Source organism: Pseudomonas sp. 2(2015) (assembly GCF_000955865.1).
GTDB lineage: Bacteria > Pseudomonadota > Gammaproteobacteria > Pseudomonadales > Pseudomonadaceae > Aquipseudomonas.
This window is the reverse complement of sequence record NZ_JYOF01000020.1, coordinates 107,904-133,803: the sequence shown is the minus strand read 5'-3', so window position 1 is coordinate 133,803 and position 25,900 is coordinate 107,904. Positions and strand designations below refer to the sequence as shown.

Sequence of the window (25,900 nt, the reverse complement as noted above, 5' to 3'; positions counted from 1 at the left end):
ACGAAAAGGTCACCTTCAATCTAGCTCGACGCCTGGCACCCAAGGTGAAGTGGCCAGAAAACATGGACCTGGAATCGAGGACAGCGCCTTGAAGCCAACGGCAGGCCCCCGCTGATAAGCGACGCGCTAATTGAGCGCGCGGTCCTTGCCGAGCAACCCAACCTCACTCAACAACTGCCGCTTGAGCCCGGCAATCAGATCGGTCTGGGTAATCACCCCCACCAGCGCCTCGCCGTCCATCACCGGCAAGCAATGCAGCCCCTGCTCGCTGAGCAACGGAATCAGCGCCACCGCCGGCTCGTCGCTGCGCACGGTGATCACCGGCCGGCTCATGATCTGTTCCAGCACCACCTTGGGCCGGCGCCCAAGTAGTGCGCGCCAGCTGAACCGCCCCTGGGCCATGGCCGGGCCGACCAGGTCGGTGAGGCTGACTATCCCCACCAGGCGCCGGGCGTCATCGAGCACCGGCAAGGTGTGCAGATGGTGGCTCGACAGCAACTGCCAGGCCTGTTGCAAGGTGGTTTGCGGGGTCGCCAGTTGCACGTCCCGGGACATCACCGAGGCGGCGGTAATGCCGCCCAGGCTGCGTTTGAGCGCGTGTTGCTCGGTGGCCATGATGATGCGTTCGAGTTCGTCGCGGGTGACGTCGACGAACTCGCCGAGCTCTTCCAGCGCCTGGTCGAGGTCTTCACCACTGACGCCGACCCGTTCACCTGGCAGCACGTCGGCAGTGTGGTGCAGGTCTTTGCGCGCTGCGGCGGTCTTCGGGTAGCGCACGCCGGTCAGGCGGTTGTAGATCACCGCCACGGCCACCAGCACCAGGGCATTGAGCATGATTGGTTCGAACACCTGGTCGCCCATCGCCGCCAGCGACGAGTCGGCCAGCACCACGCTTACCGCCACGCCGCCGCCCGGCGGGTGCAGGCAGCGCAGCAGGCACATGAGCAAAATCGCCACGCCCAGGGCCAACGCCGCGACCCACAAGGCCGAACCAAAGCAGTGATGCAGCACCAGGCCCACCGCGGTGGCGCTGGCATAGCTGCCAATAAACGGCCAGGGCTGCGCCAGCGCCCCGGAGTGCACGGCAAACAGTAGCACCGCCGAGGCCGCCAGCGGCCCGAGCAGGTGCAGCGCCACTGTCGGGCCAAAGGCCAGGCTGCAGGCCAGGCCTGCGAGAAACAGACCGAGCAGTGCGCCAACGCCTGCGCGTAGCCATTCTTTTGGGGGGATGTTCAGAGGGGCCGGCAGCAGCCGGTTGAAGCCGTTGTTCAAAGCGCGCAGAGACATGGGTAGATCGGGCACCTGGGCAGTAAAAAAAGCCCGGCCAAATTGGCTGGGCTGAGTATTGCGAGGGGGCAATACCAATGGGCTCCGTCCGTGGAGATGGAATTTTTGGGTGTTGCGTGGGCGGGGATTTTGCCGGGGTTGGGCTGGCGGGTGGTAATTCAAAAAACTGAGGGGTGAGTGCAGTTTTTTTGAGGGATGGCACGAGTCGGCGGCAAGGCCGCCGACTTCGCCAGGCAATCAATGCATGAACAGGGCGATCAGGATGATCACCGGAATCGGTACACCCAGCATGAACAACAGTAGTGAACGCATGGTAGTTCTCCTCGGTTCAACGGACTTGGGCACTGACGTAGTCATCGACCAGCACCACGGCATCGCGACGACGGCCACCGTAAGTGGCGGCGAGGCTGGCGAAGAACGCCCCGCACAGCAAGGCAATGAACATCCACAATGCCGACAGCGCAGCCGCCTTGCTGGCGGCATCAGCCGCTTCACGGGCAGCCTTTTTGGCGTCGTCCACTGCCTGGCGCGCCTGGGCGAAGACCTGGTCGACACGCTGCTCGGCCTGGGCCGGCGCAAGGTTGGTGCGCTGGCTGACCAGTTGCGCCAGGTACTGGCGGTCTTCGCCGCTCAGTTGCCCGCCGTTGCTCAACGCGCGCGCCATGATCCGGGTCACCGCTACTTGTGCAGCATCTTCGTTGACCGCCACCGTGCCATCGCCACGGAACAGGGTATCGACGAAATAACCATAGGGGTCGCTACCCTGGGAACCGCTGGCAGCCGTCGCTGCCGCAGTAACGCCACCTGCAGCACCGGCGGCGACCTGAGCCCCCGCCTGCACGCCGCCAGCGACGATACTGCTGACCGAACCGACCACCAGCGTTGCCGTGACCAGCGTGGCAACGGCCCAGGCCAGAAAGCCGTGGGCGGTATCGCGAAAGTACACCTCATCGCCATGCACGCTCGCCCATTTGACCCGCAGACGGCCCGCCAGGTACCCCCCCAGGCCAGAGGCGATGATCTGCGTCAGCGCCAGCCAGACAATCGTCGAGATACCCAGGCCCTTGGCGCTCATGCCGTCGCCAACCCACGGCGAAACTGCTGAGAAGCCCAGCCCGATGCCGAGCAAAACCAATATCAACGACAACGCCGCGGCGCCCGCCGCACCGGCGAAAATGGCCGCCCATGACACGCCGGAGCGGCTTTGCGCTTCGACGATGGAGGTGGAGTGGGTTTCTGATGTTGTAATCATTGTTGTAGAGCTCCCGTGAGGAACATCGAATGTTCACTACAACGGGTGCACGCCCTGTGCCAAACCGGTTGAATGGGCAATGGCCATAAATTCAATAGGTTGCAGCACGTCGCGAACATGCCCATCATGCAAAGTGCATGATCGGGCCCGCAGCAGCGGGTGTTCTGCACACCAGGACAATCGCCAGGGGCCGGTCTCGTCCGCAATTTTTCGAGCCAGAGCCAACGATGACTAATGACGCGTTGATAATCGATTTGTTTGAAGCCGCTGACGCCTTGGCCAGCGGCGACAACAGGGCAATGCAGCGCTTGCTTGCACCGATCAAGAACCGCGAATCCTATAACGGCACTCCTGTTCTGTTTTATGCGGCTGAAAACATCCAGGCGCTGGAATTTCTGGCGGCCAATGGCGTTGATTTTCTGCAAAAAAACAGCCTTGGCGGCAATAACCTGCTGCACCGGGTGTCATTGGACAGTGATGACCCTGTGTTCGAATGGGTGCTGGCCTGGTACAGCAGCAACAACAGTGTCGATGCAGCGAGCGACGATGGCTTCACCGTACTCTCGACGCTGCTCAAGTTCGGTCGGGCGGACCGCGCCAAGCGCTTGATCGAGTGTGGTGCAAGCCTTTCATCGGTCGCCAACAACGGCCTCACCCCGGCCCGGCAAACGATCATTTGCATGGAGCAAGAGCACGATGCGCTTGAGGGTCTGGCGCTACTCCTGTCCCACGGATTGACCCTCGGCACTGCAGAGTTGGAGCACATGGCGCACGTGGCGCGCGCTATCAACCGGCACCGGCTTGCCAAGTGGATTGAAGACGATCTGATTCCCTCTGCACCGGCTAATTAGTGCCTGAAAGGCTGCAAGATCCCTACCGGTATGCTTTCACTGCCTCGACAAAACCTGCACAATCGCCGGCTTTTTTTCCGACAAGGCAGTCCCTCATGCAACGGATCGTAATTCTGGGCAACGCCGGCAGCGGCAAGTCCACCCTCGCCCGCGCCCTGGGCAAGCAACTGGGCCTGGCGGTGGTGCACCTGGACAGGTTGTTCTGGGAGCCCGGCTGGGTCGAGCCGGATGCCGAGCAGTTCCGCTCGCGCGTGCGCGAGGCAGTGTCGCAGGACGCCTGGGTGTGTGAAGGCAACTATGCGCGGCGCACCTTCGACCTGCGCCTGCCGCAGGCTGACCTGGTGATCTGGCTGGATACGCCGCGCCTGACCTGCTTGATGCGGGTGATCAAGCGCAGCGTGCTGAACCGCCCGCGCCCTGACCTCGCCGACGGCTGCAGCGAGAAGCTGGACCGGGCGTTTCTGACCTTCCTGAAATTCGTCTGGACCTTTGATCGCGGCTATCGCCCGGGAATCGAAGGGGTGCGCGAAGCCATCGGGCCGCAGGTGCCGGTGGTGCATTTGTGCGGTAGCCGGCAGATTGCGGCGTTTGTCGCAGGCTTCAACCACGTTCCAGCCTGATCTCCTATGCTCATGGTTCGCCCACACCTCAGAGGAGCAGCGAACATGGCATTCGTGACCACTAACGATGGCGTTGAGATCTTCTACAAAGACTGGGGCCCGCGTGACGCCGAGGTGATTTTCTTTCACCACGGCTGGCCGCTCTGCAGCGACGACTGGGATACGCAGATGTTGTTCTTCCTGGCCCAGGGGTATCGGGTCGTCGCCCACGACCGCCGCGGCCATGGGCGCTCCAGCCAGGTCTGGGATGGCCACGACATGGACCATTACGCCGATGACGTGGCGGCGCTGGTCAAGCACCTGGGTGTTCAAAAGGCCGTGCATGTCGGGCATTCGACCGGCGGTGGCGAAGTCATCCATTACATCGCCCGCCATGGCCAGGAGCGGGTGGCCAAGGCCGCCCTTCTCGCCGCGGTTGCGCCGCTGATGGTACAGACCGCCAGCAACCCCGGCGGCCTGCCAAAATCAGTATTCGACGACCTGCAGGCGCAACTGGCGGCCAACCGCGCCCAGTTCTACCACGACATCCCTTCCGGGCCGTTCTACGGCTACAACCGTCCGGGCGCTAAGCCGTCGCAAGGGGTGATCCTCAACTGGTGGCGCCAGGGCATGATGGGCAGCGCCAAGGCCCACTACGACGGTATCGTCGCCTTCTCGCAGACCGATTTCACCGAAGACCTGAAGAAGGTCACGGTACCGGTGCTGGTGATGCACGGCGATGATGACCAGATCGTGCCCTACGACAACTCCGGGCCGCTGTCGGCGAAACTGCTCGGCAACGGCACGCTGAAAACCTACAAGGGGTTCCCTCACGGCATGCCTACCACCCATGCCGACATCATCAATGCCGACCTGCTGGCCTTTATCCGCAGTTGATCGCGGCTCAATGCCGTTCTATCAGCTCTGGCAGAAGCGTATCCGGTTCCCAAACGGGTCGTAGACTTCCAGCACTTTACCCCAGCCCTGCTCGACGATATCCGGGCGTCCATAGCCATAACGCTTGGCCTGCAGTTCGTCGCGCAGTTGCTCGATGTTGTGCGTGGGCACGAAGATCGTCGCCCCCGGGCTGGCATCGCCATGATGTTCGGACAGGTGCAGTTGCAGGCCGTCACGGCTGATGCCCAGGTACAGCGGCAGGTCAGCTTCGAATCGGTGCTCGAACTCAACGCTGAAACCGAGGAAATCCAGGTAGAACTCGCGGGCCTTGGCTTCGTCGAAGCTGCGCAGGATGGGAATGGGCTTGTCGAAGCGGATTGCCGTCTGCTTGGCTTGCTCGGTTGAAATCATCGTTTTTCTCCTGAAGCCGAGGCCGTGTGGGCGCGAGCGGCGGGCAGCATTAGCCTGGGGGCGATAGTACACAGATGATCGAAGCGCTGTCGATTTCGCCGGCGCCGGTTCGACTAGTGTCAGGCAGTTCCGCCTGCAGCCCCATCAGGAGCCACTCATGCGCAAGCTCATCGTTGCCGCCTTCACCAGCCTCGACGGCGTAATCCAGGCCCCGGGCGGGCCGCAAGAAGACACCAGCGGCGGTTTTGACTACGGCGGCTGGGTCGTGCCGTTTGCCGACCAGGCCTTCGGCGTGGCCATGCAGACGCTGTTCTCGCAGCCGTTCGAACTGCTGCTGGGGCGGCGCACCTACGACATTTTTGCCGGCTATTGGCCGCACCAGACCGACTCTGCGGATCAGTTCATCGCCGACCTGTTCAACCGTGTGCCCAAGCATGTCGCCACCCACCACCCCGAGACCCTCGACTGGCACAACAGCCATGCCCTGGTGGGTGAGCTAGCCGGGGCTATTCGTACCCTCAAACAGCAGGACGGCGCCACCTTGTTGACCCAGGGCAGCGGCGAGCTGGTGCGTCAATTGCTGGCGGCGGGCCTGGTGGATGAACTGCGGCTGTTGATTCACCCGATCATCCTCGGCCGTGGCAAGCGCCTGTTCGATGACCAGGCGCAAGCAGCGTCCTTTACTTTGGCCGATTCGAGCAGCACGCCAGGTGGAGTGCTGATTACCCGTTATGTGCTTGACGGGGAGGTGCGCACCGGCTCATTTGCCTAGACTGCAGCTGTGCATGCTGGCCTTGCCAGCGCTGGTAATGTTGAATGGAGAGCGCAATGCCTGCCCCCGAAAACGAGCTGTTGCAAAGCTGGCAAGACAACGCCCAAGCGTGGATTGAAGCCGTTCGCAGCGGCGCCATCGAAAGCCGCCAGCAAGTCACCGACCAGGCGATTCTGCTGGCGGTGCTCGGCCGCCAGCCCGAACGCGTGCTCGACCTGGGCTGTGGCGAAGGCTGGCTGTTGCGCGCACTGGCCAAGCGCGGCATCGACGCGGTGGGGGTGGACGGCGATCCGACCCTGGTCGAGGCGGCGCGGGCAGCGGGCGCGGCCCAGGTGTATCTGGCCAGCTATGAAGCGCTGGCAGACGCACAGGTTGATATCGGCCGCGACTACTCGCTGGTCTGCGCCAACTTCGCCCTGTTGCACCAGGACATCATCCCCCTGCTCGGCGCCATGAACGCCCTGCTCGCCGCTGGCGGCGCCCTGGTGATCCAGACCCTGCACCCGTGGGCGGCCGCGGCCGGCAACTATCAGGACGGTTGGCGGCAAGAAACCTTTGCCAGCTTTGCCGGCCAGTGGCAGCCCATGCCCTGGTACCTGCGCACTTTGTCCAGCTGGTTCACTGCACTGGACCTGGCGGGTTTCAAGCTGGTCGCCGTGCAGGAGCCGCAGCATCCGCAAAGCCCGCTGCCGCAATCATTGTTGTTGATAGCCGAGCCTAAAGATTGAAGCGCATCCCACCCACCTAATAAGGAACCACACACCATGAGCGAAGAGACAAAAGTAAAAGGACCCGCGTCGTACTTCCCCTCCATCGAGAAGAAATACGGCCAGCCCGTCAGCCACTGGCTAAAGCTGATCGGCACCGTCAGTGGCAAAAAACATATGGAGATAGTGGACTGGCTCAAAGCCGAGCATGGCTTGGGCCATGGCCATGCCAACGCATTGGTGGCGTATTTTTTGGCGAGCGCTAAAAACAGCTGAGGATAGAACCCGCCCCATGCTGGTCATCGAACAGTTGCACAAGTCGTTCAGCACTGCCCAAGGCCTGCTGCCGGTATTGCAGGGCGTCGACTTGCGCCTGGGCCAGGGCAGCAGCCTGGCATTGATGGGTGAGTCCGGCAGCGGCAAAAGCACCTTGCTGCACCTGGTCGCCGGTCTCGATCGCGCCGATAGTGGGCGCATCCTGATCGATGGCCAGGCGCTGGACGCCCGTTCGGAATCAGCCCTGGCGCGCTGGCGCCGGCAAGGCATCGGCCTGGTGTTCCAGCAGTACAACCTGATCAGCAGCCTCGATGTGGCGGCCAATCTTGCTTTTCAGGCCAGGCTGGCGGCGCGGTTTGACCGCCAATGGCTGGACTACCTGGCTGCCCGCCTGGGTCTGGCCAGCCTGTTGCAGCGCTACCCCGAGCAACTCTCCGGCGGCCAGCAGCAGCGGGTCGCCATCGGTCGGGCGCTGGCCGCTCGCCCGGCGCTGGTGCTGGCTGATGAACCCACCGGCAGCCTCGACGAGCGCAGCAGTGATGAAGTGCTGGCGTTGATGCTGCAACTGGTCGCCGAAGCTGGAAGCAGCCTGCTGATGGTGACCCACAGCCCGCGCCTGGCAGCGCGCCTTGAGCAGCGCTGCGTGCTGCACGCCGGGCGTGTGCAGGTCGAGGCGCACTGATGGGCCCGCTGCTGATTGCCCTGCAGGCGCTGCTGAGCCACTGGCGGCGCCACCGATTGCAGTTCTTCAGCATCTTTACCGGTTTGTGGCTGGCCACTGCGCTATGGACCGGGGTGCAGGCGCTCAACAGCCAGGCGCGGGCCGACTACGCCCGCGCCAGCGCAGTGCTGACCGGGCCCACCCAGGCGCAGCTGATAGCCGGCAACGGTGAGCGTTTCGAGCAAGCACTGTACCTGCAACTGCGCAGGCTCGGCTGGCAGGTGTCGCCGCTGCTCGAAGGTCGCTTGCGCTTTGCCGGGGAACAAGCGCTGACGGTACGGCTGATCGGTATCGAGCCGCTGAGCCTGCCCACGACAATGACCGTCGCCGGCACGCCGTTGCAAGGCTTCGATGTGCAGGCATTCATTGGCGAGCCCGGGCAAGCCTGGATCGGCCCCGATACCCTGCGGCAACTGCCTCTGAATGCCAGCGGGCAAGCAACCACCAGCGACGGCCAGGTACTGCCGCCGTTTGTTGTGCAGCCGCAACTGGCGCCGGGGGTGATCGTGGTGGATATCGGCCATGCGCAAACCTTGCTGCAAGCGCCCGGGCAGCTTTCGCGACTGCTTTTGAATGATAACGCCAGGCCCTTGCCCGCAGACATCGCCGCGCGCCTGACCCTGCAAGCGCCCAGCGACGACGGCGACCTGCAGCGCCTGACCGACAGCTTTCACCTCAACCTCACGGCGCTGGGCCTGCTGGCGTTCGTCGTCGGCCTGTTCATCGCCCACGCCGCCATCGGCCTGGCCCTGGAACAGCGCCGCGGGCTGATTCGCAACCTGCGTGCCTGTGGCCTCAGCCTCAACATCCTGCTGCTCGGCCTGAGCCTGGAACTGGGTGGTTTCGCCGTACTTGGCGGCCTGGCCGGGGTCGCCAGCGGCTATGGGCTGGCCGCGCTGTTGCTGCCCGATATCGCCGCCAGCTTGCGCGGCCTGTACGGCGCCCAGGTGGCCGGGCAACTGAGCCTGCCAGCCGGGTGGTGGCTGGCGGGCATCGCCGTGAGCGTGCTCGGTGCCTTGCTGGCCGGAGCCGGCAGCGTGTTGCGCGCCGCCCGTTTGCCGCTGCTGGCCCTGGCCCAGCCGCAGGCCTGGCGCATGGCCCAGGGGCCGTGGCTGCGCCGTCAGGCAGCGGTCGCCGGGCTGTTGCTGGTGGTCGCGCTCGCTTGCTGGCAATGGGGCAACAGCTTGGCCAGTGCCTTGATCCTGCTGGCAGCGCTGTTGCTGGCGGCGGCCTTGTTGCTGCCCGCCCTGCTCGACGGCGCGCTGGCCTGGCTGGCTCGCGGGTATCGCGGGCCGCTGGCCGAGTGGTTTGTCGCCGACAGCCGTCAGCAGCTTCCGGCACTGAGCCTGGCGCTGATGGCGCTGCTGCTGGCATTGGCCGCCAGCGTCGGCGTCGGCAGCATGACCGAGGGCTTTCGCAAGACCTTCAGCGGCTGGCTCGACCAGCGCCTCTCTGCCGACTTGTACCTCACACCGCAGGACACGACTCAGGCCCTGCAACTCACTGACTGGCTCGCCGAGCAACCGGCAATCACCACGTTGCTGCCCAGCTGGCGTGCCGAAATACGCGTGCAGCAGTGGCCGGTGCAGGTCCAGGGCATCATCGATCACCCCGCCTACCCCGCGCGCTGGCCATTGCTGGAGCAAAGCCCGCAGGCCTGGGCGCAACTGGCCAGCGGCAATGCGCTGATGCTCAGCGAGCAACTGGCCCGGCGCCTGGGCGTGCAGCTGGGCGACAACCTGCAATTAGCCAATCAAGCCATGGCTGTGGTGGGCATCTATGCCGACTATGGCAACCCCAAGGGCCACCTGCTGGTCAATGCCGACTGGCTGCGTGGGCACCTGCCGCAGGCGACGCTGAACACCATCAGCCTCAATCTTGCGCCCGAGCGCATCGCCACGTTCAAAGACGAATTGCAACAACGCTTCGCCCTGGACGACAGCCGCGTGGTCGAGCAAGCCAGCTTGAAACGCTGGTCCACTGAAATCTTCAGCCGCACTTTCGCCGCCACCACCGCCCTCAATAGCCTGACCCTGGGGGTGGCGGGCATCGCCCTGTTCATCAGCTTGCTGACCTTGAGCCAGAGCCGCCTGGGCCAGTTGGCACCGCTGTGGGCCTTGGGTGTGCGGCGCACGCAACTGGTAGGGTTGTCGCTGGGGCAAACCCTGATGCTGAGCAGCCTGACGGTGCTGCTGGCGATCCCTCTCGGGCTGTTGCTGGCCTGGTGCCTGGTGGCGGTGGTGAATGTTCAGGCTTTCGGCTGGCGCCTGCCGCTGCATGTGTTCGCCACGCAGCTGCTACAGCTGGCAATGCTCGGCTTGCTCACCAGCCTGCTGGCCAGCGCCTGGCCCTTGTGGCAACTGGCGCGGAGCCAACCCAGCGAACTGTTGAGGCAGTTTGCCGATGAAACCTGACCTTTGCCTGATGATCGGCCTGTTGCTGCTGGGCGGCTGCGACCAACCCACGCCTGCTGCCAAAGGCTTTGCCGGGTTGGGCCAGGACGCTGCGGCCTTCACCCCGGTAACCCGCGATCATCCGCTGCTGTTCCCCCTCGATCACGGGCCGCACACTGGCTTTCGCATCGAATGGTGGTACGTCACCGCCAACCTCAAGGACGCCCAGGGCCGCGACTGGGGCGCGCAGTGGACGCTGTTCCGCTCGGCCCTGCGCCCAGGCACTGAAACCACCGATTGGAACAGCCCCAACCTGTGGATGGGCCACGCCGCGCTCACCGGCCCCGGCGGCCATCAATACGCCGAAACCCTGGCGCGCGGCGGCATCGGTCAGGCGGGTGTTACCACCCAGCCGTTTCACGCCTGGATCAACGATTGGTCGCTACAAGGCAGCGACGACATCGGCCGCCTGCAAATGAGCGCCAATGGCAAGGGTTTCAGCTACACCCTCAAGCTGATCAGCAACGGCCCGCTGCTGCAGCACGGCGCTCGGGGCTACAGCGAAAAATCCGGCAAGGGCCAGGCCTCGTACTATTACAGCCAGCCGTTCTACCAGGTCAGCGGCGAGGTCGAACGCAACGGCCAGCGCGTGGCGGTGACCGGCAACGCCTGGCTCGACCGCGAATGGAGCAGCCAGCCCCTGGCGGCCGGGCAGTCGGGCTGGGACTGGTTCTCCCTGCACCTGGACAGCGGCGCCAAACTGATGCTGTTTCGCGTGCGCGAAGCCCAGGGCGCGCCCTACCGCGCAGGCACCTGGATCAGCGCCAAAGGCAACGCCCAGGCTCTGCAGGGTGCGCAGATCCAGCTGCAGGAACTGGCCTGGAGCACGCAGGACAACGGCCGCAAGCTGCCAACCCGCTGGCGTGTGCAGGTGCCGGCGCACGGGGTGGATGTCCAGGTCGATGCACTGGAGCCCAAAGCGTGGATGTCGACGCGTTTTCCGTACTGGGAAGGGCCGGTGCGCTTTAATGGCAGTGTGAGCGGCAAGGGCTATCTGGAGATGACCGGGTACTGATGCTGCAGGTGCGGGCTCGCACCAATCCTGTGGGAGCGGGCTTGACCCGCGATTGAGCGCAAAGCGGTCGCAGTCCGGTCAGCACCTGATGTGCTGGCTGTAACGGCCTCATCGCTGGCAAAGCCAGCTCCCACAGAGATCCTGCAAGCACCCACTTCAGTGGGAGCCGGACTTGCCGGCGATCGAGCGCGTAGCGGTCGTAATTCGGCCACCACCTGGAGTGCTGGCTGTACCGGTCTCATCGTACGCCTGCCAATCCGAATCCGCTTTCACTGTAGGATCTTTCCGATTCCATCCAGCGGTGCGCTAGATCGCGAGCGGCGGTGCTAGGTTCCGGCCTTCATTGCCCAAGGAACCTGCGCATGACAAGGATGCCACCCTCAACACCTTCCCCAGCTCACTCGATATTGTCTTCCTCAGAGTCACTGCAGCCCAGCGTCTACGTCGTACCGCGCAGCGTGACGGGCAGTCAGGTAGTGGCTTTGGGAAGCATGATTGGCAACACATCTGGTGATCTTGCTGGAGAACTATTCTACAACTGGACAGGCTTATGAGTATTGACCCTCGTTCCTGGCCTCTGGGATTACAGATGGTGCTGATCCTTGGCCCGTGGATCATCATGCTGACTGGGGTCTTGATAAGCGCGTGCATCGCAAATGGCCGAGATTTTGCGAGGTCGCTTTCAGCGCTGCAAAGCAGTACCTGGCTGGAGCAGCAGATTCGCGTTTGGGGGACATCAAGCCTAGGGGCGCGTTGGGTGCTTGTCGGAGTGATCAGTGGCTTACTGGCCTATCCACAAAAACATATACGCCAAGGCCAGCTCGACGCAGTGCAAGTGCGCAACTTCCCCCGGCGGCTCCGACGTCGCTTGCTTGTTTCCGGCAGGCTGATCGCTATTGGGTTCGTGTTGATGACCATGAGTGTCGGGTTGTACAAATTCTGCGAACCCTAGCCCGTGAGAGCCACGAACACACAACAGGAGACGCACCATGGACCACTTCACCGGCGGTTGCCTGTGCGCCAACGTGCGATTTACAGCCTCGGGACGCCCCTACCGGGTCGGCCTGTGTCACTGCCTGGACTGTCGCAAGCACCACGGCGCGCTGTTTCACGCTTCGGCGATTTTCCCCGCAGAGGCAGTCAGCATCGAAGGCGAAACCCGTGACTACGCCGGGCGCTATTTTTGCCCACGTTGCGGCTCGTCGGTGTTCGCCCGCTCAGGCGATGAAGTCGAGATCAACCTCGGCGCGCTGGATGCCCCCAACCTGTTCACGCCCACCTACGAAAGCTGGACCACCCGCCGCGAATCCTGGCTGCCACCCTTCCCGCTCAGCCACCACTACGAAAAAGATCGCGATCCGTCGGGGCGCTTCGAGGACTAGACGGCCAGCTGTCGCTGCATCCCCTGCGACATCAGGCTGGACCCCTCGCGCAATGGCTGCGGGGCACCGACCGGCTGAAAGCCATGGGCCTGGTACAAGCGCATCGCCGGGCTGTCGGCGAGGGTCACGCCCAGGCCCACCCGGCGCACGGCCACGCTGGCAGCCCAGCCCAGCGCCGCCTTGAGCAAGGCACTGCCGGCGCCCAGGCCACGCGCGGCCGGGTCGACCCACATCTGGTAGATATCGGCCACACCTGGCTCGGCCGCGGACAATTTGCACCAGACCATCCCGCACAGGGCGTCGCCGTTAAGGGCGAAAAACGCCCGGTCATTGCCGCTGGCATGGGCCGCCGCTATCCGCGTGGCCCAGTTTTCATCGCTGCGTTGCGACTCGGCGGCGAAGGTGCTGCCAAAGGCATCTGGCGAATCCTGCAATGCCTGCAGGCGCAGATCGCGGTAGGTGGGCCATTCATGGGGTAAAACAGGGCGGACGGCGATCACAAGGCTTCCTTGGCTGATTGATCCTGAACAGCTGCCAGACTACCACCAAGATGCGATCATGCCGCCCTTCATCGACACCGCAGGATCGACCACGATGTTTTCAGCAAGATGGACCTGGCTGGCCCTTGGCCTGTTACCCGCCCTGACCCAGGCCGCCACCCCGGAGCCGGTGCCACTGACCCGGGTATTCCAGGACTGGCGACTGGCCTGCGACAACACCCGTCGCTGCACGGCGGTGTCGGGCAGCACCGACAACCCCGGGATGGGCCTGTACATCGCTCGCGAAGCCGGCGCCAAAGGCAGCACCCGGGTCAGTGTGATCGGCTACGATGACGTCGGCCTGCGCTATGAGTTTCACCTCGACGGCCGCCCCACCGCCCCCTGGCAGTACGGTTCGAACGACCGTGAGTACTACTACCTTGAGGGCGACGCCGCCGTCGAAAAACTGCGCGAGCTGCGCAACAGCGACACCCTGAGCTCCAACAGCAACTTTGGCGAGCGCCGGGTATCGCTGCAGGGCTTGAGCGCCGCCCTGTTGCTGATGGATTCGGTGCAAGGGCGCATCGGCCACCCCAGCGCCTTCGTGCGCCCGGGCTACCAGGCGGACAGCCGCGTGCCGCCGGCCCCGGCGATTCCCAAACTGCCGCGCTTTACCCTGGCCCCGGCCTTGAGCGACGCCGAGCAACAGGCCATCGGCGACTACCTGATTGCCCTGACCAAGGACGAACTGAGCGCCGCGCCCCATCAGAACTGGCAGGCCCAGGCCGAGGTCTATCCCCTGGACCCGGCCCACGCCCTGGTGCGCCTGCGTTACGGCTGCGCCGAGGACGGCTGCAACCACAGCCTCTACCGCGTCTCACGCACGGCGCCGTACCAGGCAACGCCGCTAGCGCTCAAAGCGGCCCCCGAGGCTCAGTTCGCGCCTGACCTGTATGGCCAGATCAGCTTCAACCCGGTCAGCGGCCAGTTGAAGATTTTCCGCGAGATGGGCAAGGACTGCGGTGATAGCTCGACCTGGCAATACGACGGTGCGGCCATGCAGCTCAAGGACCGGCGGACCATGTGGCACTGCGACAGCATCAACGAGGAGTACTGGCCGGTGACCTGGCGTGCCAAGGGCTGACTCAGGCGCCGAGGTCGTCCCAGTACGGCGGCGTGCCGATGGCGTCGAGAAAGTAGTCCCACACCCGCCGCACCTTCTGCGAGCGCAGGCGGTTTTGCGCTGACAGCAGGTGGATCTGGCTCGGCGTCGCCTCCACGGCGCCTTGCCAGTCGGGCAGCAGTTGCACCAGGGCCTTGCTGGTAAAGCTGTGTTTGCTGAACAGCCAGGTCGGAAAAAACACGATGCCGCGCCCGGCCAGGGCTGCTTCCACCAGCACCTGGGCATTGTTGCTGCGCAGCGGCCCGTGCACCTCGACCACCTCGACGCTGTCGCTGCCCGGTCGGCGCAAGTACCAGCGCTGCGCACCGCCGGTGCCTTTGTAGACCAGGCAGCTATGCTGGCGCAGGTCCTGCGCGCAGCCCGGCTGGCCATGTTTTTCAAGGTAGCTGGGGCTGGCACACAGGACATAACGCTGGGTGCAGATCTGCCGGCCAATCAGCCCCGAATCCTGCAGATGGCCGACGCGAAAGGTGATGTCGGCGCCCTCCTGCACAGGGTCGATGTAGGCATCGGTGGCGGTCAGTTCCACGGTCAGTTCCGGGTATTGCTCATGCAAGCCATTGAGCAGGCGCACGAGATGCAGATGGGCAAAAGCCACCGGCGCGTTGATCCGCACCAGGCCGCGAATGTCGCCGGGCTTGCCGCTGATCGACTCGTCGGCAGCATCCAGCAGCTCCAGCACTTCGCGAATCTGCAGGTAATAGCGCTCACCGGCTTCGGTCAGCTTCACCGCGCGGGTGTTGCGGTACAGCAACTGCTGCCCGACCTCGCGCTCCAGCGCCGCGATAAAACGCGACACCGACGAGGCCGGCACCTGAAAATGCCGGGCGGTGGCAGAGAAACTACCGGTCACCGCGACCATGGCGAAGAAGCGGTGGGCCTTGAGGTGCATGGGCGGCTCCTGAACGGGAAATCCGTCCAGTATAGGTGCTCATATTGCTGTTACAACAATAGTGTTTTGCCTTTAGCCTTGATTGTGGCTGTTTTCGCAAGCCCCTAGCATGGCGCCATTCCACCCAGAGGCCCCACGCATGAAAGACCTGTTTGCCCCCTATGACCTCGGCCCACTGCAGCTGAGCAACCGTTTCGTCATGGCGCCGATGACCCGTTCACGCGCTCCGCAAGACATCGCCACCGAACAGATCGCCCTGCATTACACCCAGCGCGGCACCGCCGGCCTGATCGTTTCCGAAGGCACGCCGATCTCCCGCGAAGGCCAGGGCTACCTGTTCAATCCGGGCATTTTCAGCGAGCAGCAGATCCACGGCTGGAAGCTGGTGACCGACTCGGTGCACAGCGTCGGCGGCAAGATCTTCGCCCAGCTGTGGCATGTTGGCCGCGTCTCGCACACCTCGATCCAGCGCGATGGCCTGGCCCCGGTCAGCGCCACCGGCAAGGTCGCCCAGGGCGCGATTGCCTTCGGCTACACCGACAGCGGCGAGCCGGGTTTTGTCCCGACCTCGACGCCGCGCCCGCTGAACACCGAAGAAGTCGGCCGGGTCGTCGAAGACTTCGCCCAGGCCGCGGCCAACGCCATTGCCGCAGGCTTTGACGGCGTCGAAATCCACGGCGCCAACGGCTACCTGATCGAGCAGTTCCTCAACCCGCTGGTCAACGACCGCAGCGACCGCTACGCCGCCGACACCCTGGAAAACCGCCTGCGCTTTGTCTTTGAAGTGGTCGATGCTGTGGTCAACCGCATCGGCGCCGACAAGGTCGGCATCCGTATCTCGCCTTACGGCCAGCTGTTCGACATGCCGATCTACGCGCAAATCGACGAGACCTACTCGGCCCTCTGCGCCGGCATGGGCGCGCGCGGTATCGCCTATGTGCATGTGATGGACCAGACCCACTTCTTCCTCGCCAGCGCAGGCGCCGTGGCCCAGGAACAGGCCCTGCGCAAGCTGCTGGCCCATTGCAAGGCGCAACTGCGCCAGACTGCGCTTATCCTGGCCGGCGACATGACCCTGGAGCGTGCCCAGGACCTGATCGACGCCGGCCTGATCGACCTGGCAGGTTTTGGCCAGCCGTTCATCGCCAACCCCGATCTGGTCGCCCGGCTGAAAAACGGCTGGCCGTTGACCACCCCGGACCGCGACACCTACTACGGCGGCGGCGCCAAGGGCTACCTGGACTACGCCCCGTACGCACCGGCCTGAAGCGCGAGCAGGCCTGCCGTGGCCAGGCGTGGCATTATTTGCGCATACCGCTGTCCCCTTTTGTTCGCTCGCTTGTCATCAAGGGCATGTGAATCGAAAAGAGAGCGCAACAATGCCCGTACTGACACGCCACCGAACGCGCCTGGCGTCTTCGTTTTCGTCCCCTACCCTGTGCCTGGTGCTGGGCCTGGCGTCGTTGGCGCCACCCGCGGCGCTGGCCGACGGAGCCAGCCGCAGCTACCAGGTACCGGCTGGCGAACTGGGCACCGCGCTGACCCGCTTTGCCGCCCAGGCCGGGGTCAGCCTGTCGGTCGACCCGGGCCTGGTCAATGGCCGGCGCAGCGCCGGCTTGAGCGGCAGCTTCAGCGTCGATGAAGGCTTTGCCCGGCTGCTGCAGAGCTCGGGCCTGCAACTGCAGCCGGTGACAGCGGGCGCCTACACCCTGGTGCCTACACCGCAAAGCGGCGACGCCGTGGAGATCGCCCCGACCAGCATCCTCGGCGCCCACAGCGGCGGCGACGATGATGGCCAGCGCTATGCCGGCGGCCAGGTTGCGCGCCGGGGCTCGCAAGGCCTGCTGGGCTCGCGGGACTTCATGGAAACGCCGTTCAGCATGACCACCTACACCCGCGAGGCGATCAAAGGCCAGCAGGCGCGCACCCTTGGCGACCTGATCGCCAGCGACCCGTCGGTGCGCGCTACCAACCCCACCGGTGGGCGCTTCGAGCAGTTCACCATTCGCGGCTTCAGCCTGTTCAATAGCGATGTTGCCTACAACGGCCTGTACGGCATCCTGCCGACTTACTCCATCGACATGGAAATGGCCGACCGCGTCGACATCATCAAGGGCCCCAGCCAGCTGATCAACGGCATCTCGCCACGCGGCAGCGTCGGCGGTGGCATCAACGTGGTGCCCAAGCGCGCCAGCGACACACCGATCACCGAGTTCACCGGCAACTACGCGTCCGACAGCCAGGTGGGCGGTGCGGTCGACATCGGCCGGCGCTTTGGCGAGGACGGCAAGTTCGGCCTGCGCTTGAATGGCGTCAAGCAAGCCGGCGACACCGAGTGGGACCAGCAGAGCGTCGACCGCGAAATGGCCGTGCTCGGCCTGGACTTTCGCGGCGAGCGCCTGCGCCTGTCGAGCGATATCGGCCATACCGAGCGCAACACCGATGCGCCCCAGGAGCGAGTCATCGTTGGCGCCAATGCCAAGGTGCCGGACGCAGGCGACGTGCGCCGCAACTACGCCCAGGCCTGGAGCAAGGCGCGCACCAACGATACCTTCGGCACGGTCAACGCCGAATACGACATCAACGACGCGCTGATGGCCTACGGCGCCGTTGGCGCGCGCAAAAGTAACCACGACTTCCTCCGGCATAACGTACCGGTGTCCAACGATGCCGGCGACTTCAGCGTCCAGCCGCGCGACTTCACCCGCGACGAGAACGTGCGCACCGCCACCGCCGGCCTGCGCAGCTGGTTCGCAACCGGCCCGGTGAGCCACGAGCTCAACCTGGCGGCCAACTACTTCTACATGGACTTCGAGAACGGCGGCGGGCGCTATGCCGCCGGCCCCAGCAACCTCTACAACCCGCGCCCGACCCCGACGCCCGGCGCCCGGCTGCGCTCGGACCCCAAGGTCTACACCGAGAACCGCTTCAGCGGCGTGGCGTTGTCCGACACCCTGGGCTTTTTTGACCAGCGCCTGTTGCTGACCCTCGGCGCGCGCTGGCAGCGGGTCCAGGTCGATGACTGGAGCGATGGCATCAAGGGCGACACCGCCTACGACGAAGAGAAGCTCTCGCCCTCGGGCGGCATCCTGTTCAAGCTCAGCGACCAGCTGTCGCTGTATGCCAACTACATGGAAGGCCTGAGCCAGGGCAAGATCGCCCCGTCGACCTCGATCAACGAAGACCAGATCTTCGCGCCGTTCATTAGCCGCCAGGTAGAAGTCGGCGCCAAGTACGACCTGGGCAACTTCGCCCTGACCGCCAGCGCCTTTCGCATCAAGCAGCCGGCCTACGAGACCAACGCCACTACCCGGGTGTTCGGGCCCAATGGCAAGCGTGAGAACAAGGGCATTGAACTCAATGTGTTCGGCGAGCCGCTCAAGGGCTTTCGCCTGCTCGGTGGGGTGATGTACATCGACAGCGAACTGACCGACACCGTCGGCGCCAGCTTCGACGGCAACCGCGCCCCGGCAACGCCGGAGTACAACCTCAGCCTGGGCGCCGAGTATGACGTGCCTGCCCTCGCCGGCCTGACCCTGACGGCCCGGGGCATCCACTCAAGCTCGCAGTACCTGGACCAGGCCAACAGCAAGCAGATCGACGGCTGGGAGCGTTACGACCTGGGAGCGCGCTATGCCTTCAAGGTCGATGACAAGGCCATCACCCTGCGCGCCAGTGTCGAGAATGTGCTGGATGAGCACTACTGGGCTTCGGCGGGCGCCTCGGATGACAGCGAGGCCGGGCTGACGTTGTCGACCCCGCGCACCTACCTGGTGTCAGCGACCCTGGGTTTTTGAGGGCACAGCGGTTAGCTGCAACAGGATCCCTGTGGGAGCTGGCTTGCCAGCGATGAGGCCAGTCCAGTCAATACATCAAGTGCTGACCGGACTACGACCGCTGCGCGCTCGATCGCTGGCAAGCCAGCTCCCACAGTTCAACCCCTGACCGCCGCCTCAATCGCCGCGATATCAATCTTGCGCATGCCCATCATCGCATCGAAGGCGCGCTTGGCGGCGGCACGGTCAGTGCTGGTAATTGCCTCGACCAGCACCCGTGGCGAAATCTGCCACGACAGCCCCCACTTGTCCTTGCACCAGCCACAGGCGCTTTCCTGGCCGCCATTGCCGACAATGGCGTCCCACAGGCGATCGGTTTCGGCCTGGTCTTCGGTGGCCACCTGAAACGAAAACGCCTCGCTGTGGGTGAACATCGGCCCGCCGTTAAGCCCCACGCAGGGAATGCCCAGCACGGTAAACTCGACGGTCAGCACATCGCCCTCTTTACCCGAAGGAAAATCGCCCGGCGCGCGGTGCACGGCACCGACCTTGCTGTCGGGGAAGGTCTTGGCATAAAAGGTCGCAGCCTCCAGCGCGGTGCCGTCGTACCAGAGGCAGATGGTATTTTTAGGGCTCATCCTGGTTCTCCACGGTTGGTGAATGGCAGGTTGAGTCTAGTCACCTACGTGAGGTTTTTTGCAACATGAGCCGAATCAGCATTGCCTGTGCCTTACCCTCCAAGGACCTTGAAATCGCCGTGTTTCTGTATCAACGCTTGAAGATGTCGATCAGCGGTGCCCGCCAACTGTTGGCCAGCGGCGCCCAGGGCTTTTTCTACAGCGCAGACCTATACGGCAACGATCATGTCCAGTGCGACCAGGACATCCGCGACATCCTGGCCTTCTTTGGGCAAAAGCAACTCTCCCTGCTGCTGGTTGAAACCGATGAGGGCCAGGCGCCGCAGGCGCTGGATGCAGACGACCTGGAGCATTGCTCAATCGCCGAGGAGCCCCTGCTCAACGCACTGGATGCCTGCCGGGGGCTGTACCGTTAACACGGTTTCACTCCGATTAATTGCCGTCTCCCACCTTGCGTTCAATCTCGGCAATCTTGCGGCTAAGTTCTTCGGCGGCCTCAGCCTGAGTACGGTGATTGGCCGGAGTGATCGGCCGGTTGGCAAGGTCTTCATCTTCAGCAGGCTTGTCCGTCTCGTTGGCGGGCGCCTCGCGCTCGTTGCTGGTCATTGCAGTTACCTCCCGTGTCATACCCGTTGGATAGCACAGCAGCCTTGGAGTTCTGATCGGCAACGGCTTGAAGTTGGCCCGGCTTCTGCGATGATGCCCGGCCAGGACGGACGTTCGCTTACCCTGCAGGATTGAAACACCATGGTTGACCCAAGATGGAACTGGCTGTGCTTGATGCTCCTGCCGGCCCTGGCCCTGGCCGCGCCGGAACCGGAGCCGGTGCTCAAGCAGTTCAAGCAATGGGTCGTGGGCTGCGACAACACCCTGCGCTGTACCGCCGTGTCGAGCAGCGTCGATCAAGGCGTGGGCCTTGAGCTGGTGCGCGAAGCCGGGGCCCAGGGGACTACCACCCTGACCCTGTTCAGCGACGCCGGAGTCGAGCTCGGCGCCCGGCTGCTGCTCGACGGCGGCCCGCCGCCAGCGGGGTTTCGGCCAGGCTCGCAGGGGCAGATGCGTTATCACGCCAAAGGTGACGTCGCGGTGCGCTTGTTGCGCCAACTGCGCAACGGCCAGACCCTGACCCTGGACACCAGCAACGGCCCGCACCCGGTGTCGCTGCAGGGCTTGAGTGCCTCCTTGCTGTTCATCGACTCGGTGCAAGGGCGTATCGATCACCCCAGCGCCTTTGTAAACCCCGGCACACGCCCCGACAGCCAGCTGCCGCCAGCACCGCCGACGCCCACCCTCGCCCCCTTCACTCCAGCGCCAGGGGTGAACGATGCCGAGCAGAAGGCCATCGCCGACGCCGTCATTGCCATCACCCGGCATGAATGGAGCGAACCCGAGTACGACAACTGGCAAGCCGAAGCCGAGGTCTCGCCGCTGGACGCGACCCATGTGCTGGTAGGCCTGCGCTACGGCTGTGGGAGCCAGGGCTGCATGTACAGCTATTACCGCGCCTTGCGCAGCGCGCCCTATCAACCCACCTCGCTGCACATCGAGGTCCCCAGGCATGATGTGCTGGGTGGCGAGATGTATGGCTTTTTCAAGTTCGACCCGGCCCGCGGCGAGCTCAACCAGTTGCAGCCGGGCGGGCGCTACTGCGGCGCCAATGCAACCTGGCGCTATGACGGCGCGGTGATGCAGCTCAAGGCATTCAGCCGCATGAGCTGGTGCGACAGCGTCGATACTGCCCATTGGCCGCAGATCTGGCGTACCCGGGGCTAGCGCCAGGCATACAGCTTGGCGCAGGCATTCGCTACACTGCGCGCTTTGCCCCAAGAGCCTATGCGCATGGATGCCCTCGCCCGTTTTGCCCTCAAACCGCTTGCTGCGAGCCTGGCTGTGCTCACCCTGGCCGCTTGCAGCCACTTTCAAGCCGATCCGCCAGGTGCCGGTCAGTTGCCCGAGTACCAGAGTCCGGCCCCCGACTGGCGCGTGCTGAACCTGGACGAAGATCAGGACTGGCTGCTGATCGACCGTAACAGCCTGCAGCATGAAGGCGACATTACCTACGCCTGGACCGGCATCCAGCGCCACCGCTATCCGATGCAATACGGCCACGCGGTGATGGCCCTGCACAGCCGCGAGCGCCTGGCGTTCTATTGCCAGCGCCAACTCATCAGCCGGCAAAGCCAGGTGTTCCTCGACAACGACGATCGCCTAGACCGCACCCGACTCGAATCGCAGCCCTTCAGCGCGTTCTACCGGCAGGCCCCTTTGTACTATCAGCAGTTGTTCGACGCCGCCTGCCAAGCGCCGGCCGAGCTTGCCAAGCTTGCCCCGCTCAAAGCCCGTACACCGTTGCCGCCGCCGTTTTTGCCGCCCAGGGCCAGGCCTGAAGTGCTTGCGGCCATCGCCGCCCTCGACCTGCCGACACCACGCCTGAGCCTGCACCGGCTGGATTATCGCTACGACGCCAACGTCAACGACGGCGACAATGCCGTCAACAGGCCGCGCCAGGTATTCCTCAGCACCGACAGCCGCTCCGGCCAGCTGTTGCTACAGGCTGTGGACCCGACGATAGCGCAACAGCTGCAACTGAGCTTTCGCGGCCTGTTCGATCTGGCCGCACGCGGCATCGACATCATGACCGGGCAGGAGCAGGACGCCAGCGACAGCTTGACCGCGCTGTCATTCAGCGGCGACTGGCAAACCCTGCCCGCCCATGCGCAGCTGAGCTACACCAGCAGCCACGCCGGGCAAACTGCGAGCATTACCCGCACCACCCATTGCCAGGTCGGCAAGGCGCAAGCGGCCAGCGCCCTGCACCCGGCCCTGCAAGGCAGCGCCAAGCCGTTGACCTGCACCTGGCAGAGCCCGCGCGGCAACCGTTGGCGCGAAGGCTACAGCTACCTGGTCGACTACGGCGTGTTCGTCCGCACCCGCGAAGACAACCCGCTGGGCACCTGGCGCTGGAAAATCGAGTCGCTGCAGTGAGTCAATGCAGGACGGTGGCGAAGCTTGCGTCCATGCGCTCGCGGTCGTAGTCCAGCAGCCACGGCTGGTGCTGGCGGTACAGCTGCGACAACAGCGCATGGTTGGGGCCGACTACGTCCATGCCGCGATCGTCATAGGGCCAGACCATCAGGCGCTGGTTGAGGTTGAACAGGTAGACGCCACAGCACAGGCTCGGGCGAATGACCCCGGCGCTGCCGGACAGCGCACACCAGAGCAGCGGTTGCAGCATCGACAGCGGCAGTTCAAACGCCAGGTGCAACCAGTACTCGGGCCGGTGCTCGTCGAACCAGTCGTCCGGGTCCAGCCGTTCACTCCACAGCGAGCGCTGGGCGGGGATGCGAATGCCGGCCGCTTGCAGGCCACGCAACAGCTCGCGCCGGGCAAAACCGTTGCCGTCGGTATGGGTGCGCAGGCACACCACCAGCGATTGCTCACCGGCAAACAGGTCCCGGCACACTGCGGTGGCCTTGCTGACCGCCAGCAGGAAGCGTTCGATGTCGCTGCCACCTTCGGCCAGCTCAAAGCGCAGGCCGTGCGGGTAGTTATAGAAAAGCGGCCTGGCGAAGGCCAGGCCGCTGAAAATGTGCTGGATTTGCAATTGTAGATTCACGTTACCTTCCTGGCTGTCGGCCCCGCACAGCTGGGGCCAGAGTCCATTGCGGCCAACACCCTGAAGGTGCTGGCCGCGGTGTTTCACTCAATGCGGCGCGCGCGGGATGGTCTTGAGCAGGTCTTCAGGGCTGATATGCCCGACCACCTGCTGCACGCTGCCCGGTTGCGGCAGGCCAAGGATGTGGCCTTTCATCTTGCCGATGACGTGCATCTCGCACGGCTTGCAGTCGAACTTCAGGGTCAGTACTTCATCACCGTGAATCAGCTGCATCGGCGCCACCTTGGTGCGCACGCCGGTAACGCCCTTGGCCTGCTTGGGGCACAGGTTGAAGGAGAAACGCAGGCAGTGCTTGGTGATCATCACCGGCACTTCGCCCGCCTCTTCGTGGGCCTCGTAGGCGGCGTCGATCAGCTTGACCCCGTGACGGTGATAGAAGTCGCGGGCCTTCTGGTTGTAGACGTTGGCCAAAAACGACAGGTGCGACTCCGGGTACACCGGCGGCGGGTTGGTTTCGGCCTTGCGGCCACCGCGCGGGTGGGCCTGGATGCGCGCGGCGGTCAGCGCTTCGATGACCTCGCGGCGCAGGGCCTTGAGCTGCGAATTGGGAATGAAGTACGCCTGCGGCGCATCGAGCTGAACGGCGGTGGCATGGTACTCGGTGGTGCCCAGCTGGCCGAGCAGGTCGCGCAGTTGCTCCAGCGCCTGCTCCGGCTTGTTGGCCAGGCCGAACGGGCCGTCCAGGGCGACGCTGGCACTGATGCCCTCTTCGCTGGTGGCGGTCAGGGCCAGGCGCTGTTCATCAAGCTTGGCCACCCAGGCCAGGCCGATACGGCGCTCGGCCGAGGTCTTTTGCAAAGCCTGCTGCCAGTTGTGGTCGAGGTTGCGGCTCAGCGGGTGGTTGGGCCGCAGCTGGTGCATGCCCTTGGGCATCTCGTTGGGCTCGACGCGGTAGCGGTAGCGTTTTTCGCCGTCTTCATCGAACTCGCCTTTCGGCTCGGCGATGTTGGCGCGAAAGCCCACCACTTCGCGCTTGACCAGCACGTTGAGGCCGTCGCCGTTGGACAGCGGCTCGTGGGTGAGCACCTGCAGGTCGCGCTTGCCGACTTTCTCGACCACGCCCACCGGCAGGCCGGTGAAGGTCGGCGAGTCGAAGGCGCCGATGTCGATCTTACGCTCGCTGACGAAGTAGTCGGTGCTGCCGCGGTGGAAGGTTTTGTCCGGGTCGGGCAGGAAGAAGTGCGCGGTACGGCCGCTGGAGGCGCGGGCGAGGTCCGGGCGGTCTTCGAGCACGGCGTCCAGGCGCTGGCGGTAGTAGGCGGTGATGTTCTTCACATAGCCCATGTCCTTGTAGCGCCCTTCGATCTTGAACGAGCGCACGCCGGCCTCGACCAGGGCGCGGATGTTGGCGCTCTGGTTGTTGTCCTTCATCGACAGCAGGTGCTTCTCGTAGGCGATCACCCCGCCCTTTTCGTCCTTGAGGGTGTACGGCAGGCGGCAGGCCTGGGAGCAGTCGCCACGGTTGGCGCTGCGCCCGGTCTGGGCGTGGGAGATGTTGCACTGGCCGGAGAAGGCCACGCACAGCGCACCGTGGATGAAGAACTCGATCGCCGCGTCGGTCTCGTCGGCGATGGCGCGGATTTCCTGCAGGTTCAGCTCGCGGGCCAGCACCAGCTGGGAGAAGCCGGCCTGGTCGAGGAACTTGGCCCGGGCCAGGGTGCGGATGTCGGTCTGGGTACTGGCGTGCAGCTCGATCGGCGGGATGTCCAGCTCCATCACCCCCAGGTCCTGGACGATCAGCGCGTCGACGCCGGCATCGTACAGTTCGTGGATCAGCTTGCGCGCCGGCTCCAGCTCGTTGTCGTGGAGAATGGTGTTGATGGTGGTGAACACCCGCGCGTGGTAGCGGCGGGCAAATTCCACCAGCTGGGCGATATCGCTGACTTCGTTGCAGGCATTGTGGCGCGCACCGAAGCTCGGGCCGCCGAGGTACACGGCATCGGCGCCATGCAGAATGGCCTCGCGGGCGATGGCGACATCGCGGGCGGGGCTGAGCAATTCCAGGTGATGCTTGGGCAGGGACATGTTTTTTTAGTCAGGCTGTCACGGTCGAGGCGCGCATTGTAGCGGCGAAACGCCTGAACGGCACCCGTAGCCTGCCCGGTGGCCTGTGTAGGTCTATCGCTGGCAAGCCAGCTCCCACAGGTTCGGCGCTGTTCCCAGGATTAGCGCAAGACCAGTGGGAGCTGGCTTGCCAGCGATGAGGCCAGTGCAGCCGCCGCAACAACTCAGGCCTTGGCCGCCATCGCAGTCACTTCCACACGCATGCCTTCCACCGCCAGCGACGCCACGCCGACGGCGGCGCGTACCGGCCAGGGCTTGGCGAAGAAGCGCTGGTAGACCTCGTTGAACGCCGCACGCTCGGCCATGTCGGTGAGGTAGATGGTCAGGTGCAACACCCGGTCCATGGAGCTGCCAGCACGCTCCAGAGCGACTTTCAGCGCTTGCAGGGTACATTCGCTCTGGGCGGTGATATCGCCCAGTTCCAGGCTGCCGTCGGCACGGGTGGGGATCTGGGTCGAGACCAGGATGCCGCCGAAACCGGCGACGTCAGAAGAGATCGACTCGGCGTCCGGGTCGGGGATGAAAGTGATGTCTTGGTTAGCCATGGGTATCTCGTGTCTGGGGAATAA

General features: G+C 64.4%; 26 protein-coding genes and 1 pseudogene. 17 read left to right on the top strand and 10 right to left on the bottom strand.

What is annotated here, in order from left to right; translation table 11 throughout:
• Window positions 1–126: 126 nt before the first annotated feature.
• Both UB48_RS23405 and UB48_RS23400 read right to left on the bottom strand, forming a co-directional pair.
• Window positions 127–1,287, bottom strand: a complete 1,161-nt coding sequence (locus UB48_RS23405; protein WP_045201329.1) for an HPP family protein — start codon at window positions 1,285–1,287, stop codon at window positions 127–129.
• 328 nt (window positions 1,288–1,615) lie between these two features.
• Window positions 1,616–2,539 (bottom strand): hypothetical protein, encoded by a 924-nt coding sequence (locus UB48_RS23400; RefSeq protein WP_045201328.1) that lies wholly within the window; start codon window positions 2,537–2,539, stop codon window positions 1,616–1,618.
• A 227-nt stretch (window positions 2,540–2,766) separates the two neighbouring features.
• Between UB48_RS23400 and UB48_RS23395 the strand changes: the two genes are divergently transcribed.
• The 3 genes from UB48_RS23395 to UB48_RS23385 all read left to right on the top strand — a co-directional run bounded on the left by UB48_RS23395 (window position 2,767) and on the right by UB48_RS23385 (window position 4,886).
• The gene (locus UB48_RS23395) at window positions 2,767–3,390 is read left to right on the top strand and encodes a hypothetical protein (protein ID WP_045201327.1); all 624 of its coding nucleotides are present in this window, start codon (window positions 2,767–2,769) and stop codon (window positions 3,388–3,390) included.
• A gap of 95 nt (window positions 3,391–3,485) precedes the next feature.
• The gene (locus UB48_RS23390; RefSeq protein WP_045201326.1) at window positions 3,486–4,010 is read left to right on the top strand and encodes an AAA family ATPase; all 525 of its coding nucleotides are present in this window, start codon (window positions 3,486–3,488) and stop codon (window positions 4,008–4,010) included.
• A 45-nt stretch (window positions 4,011–4,055) separates the two neighbouring features.
• Window positions 4,056–4,886: an alpha/beta fold hydrolase gene (locus UB48_RS23385; RefSeq protein ID WP_045201325.1), complete on the top strand. Its 831-nt coding sequence runs from the start codon at window positions 4,056–4,058 to the stop codon at window positions 4,884–4,886.
• Between the two features lie 21 nt (window positions 4,887–4,907).
• On the opposite strand, the pseudogene UB48_RS23380 reads toward UB48_RS23385, so the two are convergent.
• A pseudogene (locus UB48_RS23380) lies at window positions 4,908–5,267 on the bottom strand (glyoxalase superfamily protein); the annotation flags it as partial.
• Window positions 5,268–5,454: 187 nt separating this feature from the next.
• Between UB48_RS23380 and UB48_RS23375 the strand changes: the two are divergent.
• From UB48_RS23375 to UB48_RS23340, 8 genes are all read left to right on the top strand, one after another.
• Window positions 5,455–6,069: a dihydrofolate reductase family protein gene (locus UB48_RS23375; RefSeq protein WP_045201323.1), complete on the top strand. Its 615-nt coding sequence runs from the start codon at window positions 5,455–5,457 to the stop codon at window positions 6,067–6,069.
• Between the two features lie 56 nt (window positions 6,070–6,125).
• On the top strand, window positions 6,126–6,797 hold the full coding sequence (locus UB48_RS23370; RefSeq protein ID WP_045201322.1) for a bifunctional 2-polyprenyl-6-hydroxyphenol methylase/3-demethylubiquinol 3-O-methyltransferase UbiG: 672 nt from the start codon (window positions 6,126–6,128) through the stop codon (window positions 6,795–6,797).
• Window positions 6,798–6,833: 36 nt separating this feature from the next.
• Window positions 6,834–7,052: a DUF4287 domain-containing protein gene (locus tag UB48_RS23365; RefSeq protein ID WP_045201321.1), complete on the top strand. Its 219-nt coding sequence runs from the start codon at window positions 6,834–6,836 to the stop codon at window positions 7,050–7,052.
• Between the two features lie 16 nt (window positions 7,053–7,068).
• The gene (locus UB48_RS23360; protein WP_045201320.1) at window positions 7,069–7,734 is read left to right on the top strand and encodes an ABC transporter ATP-binding protein; all 666 of its coding nucleotides are present in this window, start codon (window positions 7,069–7,071) and stop codon (window positions 7,732–7,734) included.
• On the top strand, window positions 7,734–10,187 hold the full coding sequence (locus UB48_RS23355; RefSeq protein ID WP_045201319.1) for an ABC transporter permease: 2,454 nt from the start codon (window positions 7,734–7,736) through the stop codon (window positions 10,185–10,187). The genes UB48_RS23360 and UB48_RS23355 overlap by 1 nt, the downstream gene beginning before the upstream one ends.
• Window positions 10,177–11,241, top strand: a complete 1,065-nt coding sequence (locus UB48_RS23350; protein ID WP_045201318.1) for a lipocalin-like domain-containing protein — start codon at window positions 10,177–10,179, stop codon at window positions 11,239–11,241. Before UB48_RS23355 ends, UB48_RS23350 begins: the two co-directional genes overlap by 11 nt.
• A gap of 550 nt (window positions 11,242–11,791) precedes the next feature.
• On the top strand, window positions 11,792–12,193 hold the full coding sequence (locus UB48_RS23345) for a hypothetical protein (protein ID WP_045201317.1): 402 nt from the start codon (window positions 11,792–11,794) through the stop codon (window positions 12,191–12,193).
• A 37-nt stretch (window positions 12,194–12,230) separates the two neighbouring features.
• On the top strand, window positions 12,231–12,623 hold the full coding sequence (locus UB48_RS23340; protein WP_045201316.1) for a GFA family protein: 393 nt from the start codon (window positions 12,231–12,233) through the stop codon (window positions 12,621–12,623).
• Here UB48_RS23340 and UB48_RS23335 read toward each other — a convergent pair.
• Window positions 12,620–13,123, bottom strand: coding sequence for a GNAT family N-acetyltransferase (locus tag UB48_RS23335; protein ID WP_045201315.1), 504 nt, complete (start codon window positions 13,121–13,123; stop codon window positions 12,620–12,622). The genes UB48_RS23340 and UB48_RS23335 overlap by 4 nt on opposite strands.
• A 94-nt stretch (window positions 13,124–13,217) precedes the next feature.
• On the opposite strand from UB48_RS23335, the gene UB48_RS23330 reads away from it, so the two are divergent.
• A complete protein-coding gene (locus tag UB48_RS23330) occupies window positions 13,218–14,246 on the top strand; it encodes a DUF1176 domain-containing protein (RefSeq protein WP_045201314.1) in 1,029 nt (342 codons plus the stop codon).
• A gap of 1 nt (window position 14,247) precedes the next feature.
• Here UB48_RS23330 and UB48_RS23325 read toward each other — a convergent pair whose 3' ends face one another.
• Window positions 14,248–15,177, bottom strand: coding sequence for a LysR family transcriptional regulator (locus UB48_RS23325; RefSeq protein WP_045201313.1), 930 nt, complete (start codon window positions 15,175–15,177; stop codon window positions 14,248–14,250).
• Between the two features lie 139 nt (window positions 15,178–15,316).
• Here UB48_RS23325 and UB48_RS23320 point away from each other — a divergent pair, with 139 nt between their 5' ends.
• Both UB48_RS23320 and UB48_RS23315 read left to right on the top strand, forming a co-directional pair.
• The gene (locus tag UB48_RS23320; protein ID WP_045201312.1) at window positions 15,317–16,444 is read left to right on the top strand and encodes an alkene reductase; all 1,128 of its coding nucleotides are present in this window, start codon (window positions 15,317–15,319) and stop codon (window positions 16,442–16,444) included.
• A 112-nt stretch (window positions 16,445–16,556) separates the two neighbouring features.
• Window positions 16,557–18,974, top strand: a complete 2,418-nt coding sequence (locus UB48_RS23315) for a TonB-dependent receptor (RefSeq protein WP_045201311.1) — start codon at window positions 16,557–16,559, stop codon at window positions 18,972–18,974.
• 137 nt (window positions 18,975–19,111) lie between these two features.
• Here the strand turns inward: UB48_RS23315 and UB48_RS23310 are convergent, their stop codons facing one another.
• Window positions 19,112–19,591 carry a VOC family protein gene (locus UB48_RS23310; protein ID WP_045201310.1) on the bottom strand — a complete coding sequence of 160 codons (480 nt, stop codon included), beginning with the start codon at window positions 19,589–19,591 and terminating at the stop codon, window positions 19,112–19,114.
• Between the two features lie 65 nt (window positions 19,592–19,656).
• On the opposite strand from UB48_RS23310, the gene UB48_RS23305 reads away from it, so the two are divergent.
• Entirely contained in the window at window positions 19,657–20,007 is a 351-nt protein-coding gene (locus UB48_RS23305) for a hypothetical protein (protein ID WP_045201309.1), read from the top strand.
• 16 nt (window positions 20,008–20,023) lie between these two features.
• On the opposite strand, the gene UB48_RS28030 is transcribed toward UB48_RS23305, so the two are convergent.
• Window positions 20,024–20,197, bottom strand: coding sequence for a hypothetical protein (locus tag UB48_RS28030; RefSeq protein ID WP_177329180.1), 174 nt, complete (start codon window positions 20,195–20,197; stop codon window positions 20,024–20,026).
• Between the two features lie 141 nt (window positions 20,198–20,338).
• On the opposite strand from UB48_RS28030, the gene UB48_RS23300 reads away from it, so the two are divergent.
• Both UB48_RS23300 and UB48_RS23295 read left to right on the top strand, forming a co-directional pair.
• Window positions 20,339–21,364 carry a DUF1176 domain-containing protein gene (locus UB48_RS23300; RefSeq protein WP_082075498.1) on the top strand — a complete coding sequence of 342 codons (1,026 nt, stop codon included), beginning with the start codon at window positions 20,339–20,341 and terminating at the stop codon, window positions 21,362–21,364.
• Between the two features lie 66 nt (window positions 21,365–21,430).
• A complete protein-coding gene (locus UB48_RS23295; protein WP_045201307.1) occupies window positions 21,431–22,576 on the top strand; it encodes a hypothetical protein in 1,146 nt (381 codons plus the stop codon).
• 1 nt (window position 22,577) lies between these two features.
• Here UB48_RS23295 and UB48_RS23290 read toward each other — a convergent pair whose 3' ends face one another.
• From UB48_RS23290 to UB48_RS23280, 3 genes are all read right to left on the bottom strand, one after another.
• A complete protein-coding gene (locus tag UB48_RS23290; RefSeq protein ID WP_045201306.1) occupies window positions 22,578–23,207 on the bottom strand; it encodes a DUF3885 domain-containing protein in 630 nt (209 codons plus the stop codon).
• Between the two features lie 87 nt (window positions 23,208–23,294).
• Complete coding sequence (locus UB48_RS23285; protein ID WP_045201305.1) at window positions 23,295–25,292, bottom strand: U32 family peptidase; 1,998 nt, start codon at window positions 25,290–25,292, stop codon at window positions 23,295–23,297.
• Between the two features lie 203 nt (window positions 25,293–25,495).
• Window positions 25,496–25,876, bottom strand: coding sequence for a RidA family protein (locus UB48_RS23280; RefSeq protein ID WP_045201304.1), 381 nt, complete (start codon window positions 25,874–25,876; stop codon window positions 25,496–25,498).
• Window positions 25,877–25,900: the final 24 nt, after the last annotated feature.

What these genes read in the sequence shown, in the direction of transcription:
- UB48_RS23325 (WP_045201313.1), bottom strand. Translation starts at nt 15,177, where the DNA reads ATGCACCTCAAGGCCCACCGCTTCTTCGCCATGGTCGCGGTGACCGGT.
- UB48_RS23360 (WP_045201320.1), top strand. Translation starts at nt 7,069, where the DNA reads ATGCTGGTCATCGAACAGTTGCACAAGTCGTTCAGCACTGCCCAAGGC.
- UB48_RS23375 (WP_045201323.1), top strand. Translation starts at nt 5,455, where the DNA reads ATGCGCAAGCTCATCGTTGCCGCCTTCACCAGCCTCGACGGCGTAATC.
- UB48_RS23385 (WP_045201325.1), top strand. Translation starts at nt 4,056, where the DNA reads ATGGCATTCGTGACCACTAACGATGGCGTTGAGATCTTCTACAAAGAC.
- UB48_RS23405 (WP_045201329.1), bottom strand. Translation starts at nt 1,287, where the DNA reads ATGTCTCTGCGCGCTTTGAACAACGGCTTCAACCGGCTGCTGCCGGCC.
- UB48_RS23315 (WP_045201311.1), top strand. Translation starts at nt 16,557, where the DNA reads ATGCCCGTACTGACACGCCACCGAACGCGCCTGGCGTCTTCGTTTTCG.
- UB48_RS23345 (WP_045201317.1), top strand. Translation starts at nt 11,792, where the DNA reads ATGAGTATTGACCCTCGTTCCTGGCCTCTGGGATTACAGATGGTGCTG.
- UB48_RS23280 (WP_045201304.1), bottom strand. Translation starts at nt 25,876, where the DNA reads ATGGCTAACCAAGACATCACTTTCATCCCCGACCCGGACGCCGAGTCG.
- UB48_RS23370 (WP_045201322.1), top strand. Translation starts at nt 6,126, where the DNA reads ATGCCTGCCCCCGAAAACGAGCTGTTGCAAAGCTGGCAAGACAACGCC.
- UB48_RS23310 (WP_045201310.1), bottom strand. Translation starts at nt 19,591, where the DNA reads ATGAGCCCTAAAAATACCATCTGCCTCTGGTACGACGGCACCGCGCTG.
- UB48_RS23295 (WP_045201307.1), top strand. Translation starts at nt 21,431, where the DNA reads ATGGATGCCCTCGCCCGTTTTGCCCTCAAACCGCTTGCTGCGAGCCTG.
- UB48_RS23305 (WP_045201309.1), top strand. Translation starts at nt 19,657, where the DNA reads ATGAGCCGAATCAGCATTGCCTGTGCCTTACCCTCCAAGGACCTTGAA.
- UB48_RS23330 (WP_045201314.1), top strand. Translation starts at nt 13,218, where the DNA reads ATGTTTTCAGCAAGATGGACCTGGCTGGCCCTTGGCCTGTTACCCGCC.
- UB48_RS23365 (WP_045201321.1), top strand. Translation starts at nt 6,834, where the DNA reads ATGAGCGAAGAGACAAAAGTAAAAGGACCCGCGTCGTACTTCCCCTCC.
- UB48_RS23350 (WP_045201318.1), top strand. Translation starts at nt 10,177, where the DNA reads ATGAAACCTGACCTTTGCCTGATGATCGGCCTGTTGCTGCTGGGCGGC.
- UB48_RS23340 (WP_045201316.1), top strand. Translation starts at nt 12,231, where the DNA reads ATGGACCACTTCACCGGCGGTTGCCTGTGCGCCAACGTGCGATTTACA.
- UB48_RS23285 (WP_045201305.1), bottom strand. Translation starts at nt 25,292, where the DNA reads ATGTCCCTGCCCAAGCATCACCTGGAATTGCTCAGCCCCGCCCGCGAT.
- UB48_RS23395 (WP_045201327.1), top strand. Translation starts at nt 2,767, where the DNA reads ATGACTAATGACGCGTTGATAATCGATTTGTTTGAAGCCGCTGACGCC.
- UB48_RS23390 (WP_045201326.1), top strand. Translation starts at nt 3,486, where the DNA reads ATGCAACGGATCGTAATTCTGGGCAACGCCGGCAGCGGCAAGTCCACC.
- UB48_RS23300 (WP_082075498.1), top strand. Translation starts at nt 20,339, where the DNA reads ATGGTTGACCCAAGATGGAACTGGCTGTGCTTGATGCTCCTGCCGGCC.
- UB48_RS23355 (WP_045201319.1), top strand. Translation starts at nt 7,734, where the DNA reads ATGGGCCCGCTGCTGATTGCCCTGCAGGCGCTGCTGAGCCACTGGCGG.
- UB48_RS28030 (WP_177329180.1), bottom strand. Translation starts at nt 20,197, where the DNA reads ATGACCAGCAACGAGCGCGAGGCGCCCGCCAACGAGACGGACAAGCCT.
- UB48_RS23320 (WP_045201312.1), top strand. Translation starts at nt 15,317, where the DNA reads ATGAAAGACCTGTTTGCCCCCTATGACCTCGGCCCACTGCAGCTGAGC.
- UB48_RS23400 (WP_045201328.1), bottom strand. Translation starts at nt 2,539, where the DNA reads ATGATTACAACATCAGAAACCCACTCCACCTCCATCGTCGAAGCGCAA.